Raw genomic sequence first — 4,896 nt, forward strand, 5'->3', positions numbered from 1 at the left:
AGTCGCAGGCAGGATTTTTGCGAGCACGCGGTCGCAAGTAGCGGATTTCGTGAAGATCGACGGGAGACATTTAGGGACACCCCCTAACAAAAACCTGGCATATTTTTATATACTAAAGATAAAAATGGGAACAACTGATGGCCCGATAAAATGAGGTAATATCAAGAGGCAGTGATACCATAACTGACAAATACTCTCGATAATGCGGTGAAAATTGGATACGCAAGAATTGATCAAAAAAACCTATACTATAGATGTTGCCTTTTTGTGGCGCTGTTTTATTTTTAACTACACCAAATGTAACATCAATACGATGTATCATTAATAATCCGCCAAACCCATATTGCGCGCTATCATCTACTTTGGGCTTGCCTAAGTATTCTGCATATATGCCAAGACCAAATGAGCTCTTAGTGTGACAGCGGCCACCTTTATTAAATTCGACGGCTAGTGCCCCCATAAAACCTAAAGCAAAATCGCCTCCATCTTTATTAAAACTTGCACCAATTGATAATGGTAAGGCTAAATATGGATAGGGTTCACCTAAGTCAAAACTAAACTTATGCTTTGATTCATCACGTTGTTTAAAAAAATCACGCTGCTTGGTAGTTAATAATGTTTTACCATCTTGCATCGCAAAACTACCATCCACTTCATCGTTAATAACAAAAGAAATAACATCAGACATAGTGATAATACCATGTTGGGTGCAGTAATCTTTAAATAACGATAGCGATACACCATCAAGAACAATAAGCAATGCTGCTCCTTCTAATTTTTTTAGTAAGTCATCCGGAGAAGCTACTCGTATTATAGGACGCAAAAACGTGAGCCGATCATTGAATAATGGCTTCTCAAGTAATGCAGCTATGGCATCACGGTACGCAAAAAATGAAGCTCCCGACGCAATTACTACCACCGGCATGCATGCTGGGGCTGCTTGCTTATATTCACATAAATTAGTAGGCATCACCTCCCCTATTAACTTTACCTGACGCTCAACACTTAAAATTTGAGATGGTGTTAAAGGAGAATTTGTTATTGAGACTGCATTTATAACTGATTGCGTTGATAGTGTTTGTAACGCGGTAACTAAAAGAAAAACAAAACCAATTGACATATAGCTACCTATACTTAGTGTTTATTAACCAAAACAATACCAATAATACCCAGGTTAAGCATTCATTCTACTTTCTTTATGCTTGGCAAGATAGTGATAAAAAACATATTGATAAAAACACATACAATTCATTACCTATATTTAAATGGCTTAAAAAATACTATGGCTGCTATGTTTTTACCGTTCTAACTATAAAATAGGTCAGATTTGTTGCATACTATAAGTATTATGTCATTTAATCCACTAAACTTATTCATTTCTATCATTATCAACAGCATTGGTTTTGGTTTATTTATCTATGGCAAACGTTCACATAGATTTTTATTTATTATAGTCGGAGTTATCTTGCTATTCTTCCCATATTTCGTATCCAGCATTACAATGATGCTCATAATTACTATCGGACTGTTTATTCTTTTGTGGCTTCTGGTACGTCAATTCAGATTTTAAAAATGTTTTGAGAATTAAAATAAATATGCAATACCAAGACCACCACTTTTAACAAACACTGTATTAGTATTATCGTCTTGTTTAAATTTAGCGACACCCATATAACCGTATAATCCTGCAACTATAGTGGCACTCAATTGATAATCAACACCAAGCAATAATCCACCTTGCAAACCCAATGGGATTGCCCCTTGCGGCGGAGGTGAAGTTTGAGCGTTAGCATTATCGCTACCTGCCATGCCTGCATCTTCTGAAGCTTTTGCCGCGCTAGCAAATTCTTTTTTAGTTTGATCATAAATCACAAATCCACCGTCAAGGGCACCAGTAACCATTAATTTACTAAATTTATAACGCAGGCCAAATGCCATGCCAAAATCATATTCCGCATGAATATAATCACCATCAGAACCTACTAAGTTTGCACGGCGATAAATAAAACGTGGCTCAAAAAACACATTACTCAAGGTAACTCGATAACCTGCTCGCAACTCGGTTGTTTGATCCATTCCTTTAGTAAGGGCGTTGCGTAATCCCATAAAAAATAACGGGCCATGCGCAAATATAGTAGGTATATCACCTTGCCCTTTATTACTGTCTTTAACGTATGGAATTTCCTGCATTTTAGTATCAAAAATTTTCGCGGTAGTGTTCTGTTGCGCCTGTATCTCAGCAACAAGTAATCTTTGGGATTCGCGTTTTTTTACCAGATAACGACCTGGAGGCAACCTAACTCTGGTAATACCACTAGCGGCTTGAGTGATCTCTGTCAGCATTAGCTGCTTTTCAGCGTCTACTATATAGTATTGTCCTGCAATTTTATCTGACTGTATTTCAATATTAGCGCTACTGCGTGCAAGTCTTGAAAGTACAACATTACCTTGACCCGTCAGCGAAAAACTATATGACGGATGTTGCACACCCCCGCGACTTGTAATCGTTTCTTCTACCGTTCGATAATGTGCATAACGATAAGCTTCTTCTAAGGTAACAATTTCATCAGCATTAGCATCCGCAGCCCCATATAAACCCGAAATCCAATTGTGGGTAAAAAACGAACCTTCAATTTTATCAGATTCTTGCGATATCTCATCTTCACTACTAGATGTGATTATTATCCGTCCTTCAACTTCGGGGTCTTTTAAAAATTCTATTTCATACGCTGGCCCCAATGTGGCCCCTTTTGCTCTAGTTAAAGCACCACTCTTGCATGAGTCCATCAGGGTTATCGAAACTTGCGCTTTGGTTTGAGCAAGCATGCTACGCAATTGCGCAAACGGTAACTTTGAACCTTGCATGTGCAAATTCGCGCCATCGCCATGGCCAGAATAATAAAAGAACAAAAGTGAAATCGCTGGTTGTTTATCGTTTTGTTTTGAATCATTAATATCGGCAAAAATTCGTTTTAAATCTTTAGCTTGAGCATTTTTTAATAAATGTATGTCATGCGTATCAAACCCAGCTAAATCAACTAGCACCTTAGCTACTTTTTCGGCATCAGTTGCAGCATAACGAAGTTCTAATTCATCATTAAGGCCGTGGTCATTACCAACAATAATAGCTAAATAGCGAGGTCGATTAGTAATAGCGCTACCTAATACTGGCGTAAGTAAAAATAACAACTGCAATAACCACAATAAAAACTTAGTCTTCACGCTATTCTCTTCGTACGATAATTAAATGATGAACTCCCGGCAAATCGATGGTTTTTAGACCTTCCTCCATTGAGTATACTTTATAATTAACCGCCTGCACTGCTTGCTCAATGCTGGCAAAATCTAATGCTTTATCAGTAAATATCCCAATATAATACTCTGTTTCTTGTGATGTATCCAGCACTAAGCTACCCGGTAAAGGCATATCGACACCTGCTTCTAGTTTAATGCTTTGCTCGCCATGATATGGATAATATGCGGTGACTTTGCCTGACTCTTCAACACCAACAAGAAAAAAGAAACTTGGTTGATTATTAGATACCACAAATCGCAAAGCATCATCAGTTTGATATGCATCGCCAGATCTCCCTTTTAAAACTTCACCTTGACGTTGCACAAAAAAGCGCAGATTCGTCCCTTTTATACGAATTGCGTTTGTATTTTGCGATTTGTTGAGCAAATCATCATGATGAGTAAACATTATCAATAAGACACAAGCAGCTACTGCTGCAGACGCCATTAATAATTTCGGTAACTCTACCCATCGCCAAATCTTATTGCGTTGTTGTCGTTTAAACCTGTATTGTTGGGCAACATGTATGAGTTGTGCAATATGGGCTTGCTCAGTATCATGTTCGTCTTGAAACAAACGCAACCTCATCTGACAGGTATGGCAAACATTCAAATGTTCTGCGTGAAGCGCTTGTTGATAATCACCGGCGACGATCCGATCTAGGACGATATCTGATAGACACTCATTTAATCGATGGCCGTTATTTTTCATCTGCCTACTCACAGTTTTTGCTTTGCTCGCATTTCTCTAGCAATTGTTCGATTTTTTTTAAGTGTTTACCTATAGTACGTCGCGATTTATTGGTTAGATTTGCAATTTCTTCCTGGGTTAAACCATCAAGATAACGATATACCAATATTTGTTGCCCGATTATATCAAGCTGCACCAACAAATTTTGTAAACTATCTTTAATATAATATCTTTTATTCGGATCTGTATTGGGACGAATACTCCAGTTTATCACCTGCTGCGATTGCTCTCGTAAAATTCTGCGTTTGCTTGAACGAATTTTATTAAGACAATGATTGGTAGTGATACGATAGAGCCAACTAGCGATATCGGCATCACCCCGATATTGAATACCCTTTTGCATCACAATAATAAATACCTCCTGAGCAGCATCTTCGGCCTCAATAGAGTTGCGCAGCATACCTCTACATCGACGCACAATGCTGGCACCATAACGACGACATATTTCTGCAACATCTAACTCCATAGGTTTAATGCCCTATGTATTTATTCATCGGTTATTAATTACCTTGTTTCTTTTAAATTTGACACCACTAATAAAAATAATTGGGAACATTATAATTAAAAGTTTTATAGCTACTCAGCACCCCACCTGGCGCTTACCACGCCAGGAAATGACATAAAAGAAACAAATTTAAAATAAATCCTGGCAAACTTGGTGTAATTTCGACTTTAATTCCTGTCATTTCGAGCTTCGCTGAGAAATCTTGTGCTTTAAATGTATAGGCTTAGATCCCTCTTTACGTTCGAAATGACCTCCCCCTTAACCTGACTCTTAGTCTCATTTTTCACTTTTATCGGAATTGGATTCCTACTTTCGTAGGAATGACGAGGAGTTACGTAAAACTCTC

Annotated in this window: 4 protein-coding genes; all 4 read right to left on the reverse strand. The window is 38.0% G+C overall.

Going from position 1 to position 4,896, the window contains the following annotated elements; all coding sequences use genetic code 11:
* Positions 1–112 precede the first annotated feature (112 nt).
* The 4 genes from JW841_13655 to JW841_13670 all read right to left on the reverse strand — a co-directional run bounded on the left by JW841_13655 (position 113) and on the right by JW841_13670 (position 4,511).
* Positions 113–1,120: a hypothetical protein gene (locus JW841_13655; protein ID MBN1961986.1), complete on the reverse strand. Its 1,008-nt coding sequence runs from the start codon at positions 1,118–1,120 to the stop codon at positions 113–115.
* A 464-nt stretch (positions 1,121–1,584) separates the two neighbouring features.
* The gene (locus JW841_13660) at positions 1,585–3,222 is read right to left on the reverse strand and encodes a caspase family protein (protein ID MBN1961987.1); all 1,638 of its coding nucleotides are present in this window, start codon (positions 3,220–3,222) and stop codon (positions 1,585–1,587) included.
* Between the two features lies 1 nt (position 3,223).
* On the reverse strand, positions 3,224–4,006 hold the full coding sequence (locus JW841_13665; protein ID MBN1961988.1) for a DUF4384 domain-containing protein: 783 nt from the start codon (positions 4,004–4,006) through the stop codon (positions 3,224–3,226).
* 4 nt (positions 4,007–4,010) lie between these two features.
* Positions 4,011–4,511, reverse strand: coding sequence for an RNA polymerase sigma factor (locus JW841_13670; protein ID MBN1961989.1), 501 nt, complete (start codon positions 4,509–4,511; stop codon positions 4,011–4,013).
* Positions 4,512–4,896 lie beyond the last annotated feature (385 nt).

The sequence above is a fragment of the Deltaproteobacteria bacterium genome (genome assembly GCA_016931625.1).
Classification (GTDB): Bacteria; Myxococcota; XYA12-FULL-58-9; order XYA12-FULL-58-9; family JAFGEK01; genus JAFGEK01.

Bases quoted from the DNA above. Each gene is read 5' to 3' on its own strand.
- JW841_13655 (MBN1961986.1), bottom strand. From the start codon at position 1,120: ATGTCAATTGGTTTTGTTTTTCTTTTAGTTACCGCGTTACAAACACTA.
- JW841_13665 (MBN1961988.1), bottom strand. From the start codon at position 4,006: ATGAAAAATAACGGCCATCGATTAAATGAGTGTCTATCAGATATCGTC.
- JW841_13670 (MBN1961989.1), bottom strand. From the start codon at position 4,511: ATGGAGTTAGATGTTGCAGAAATATGTCGTCGTTATGGTGCCAGCATT.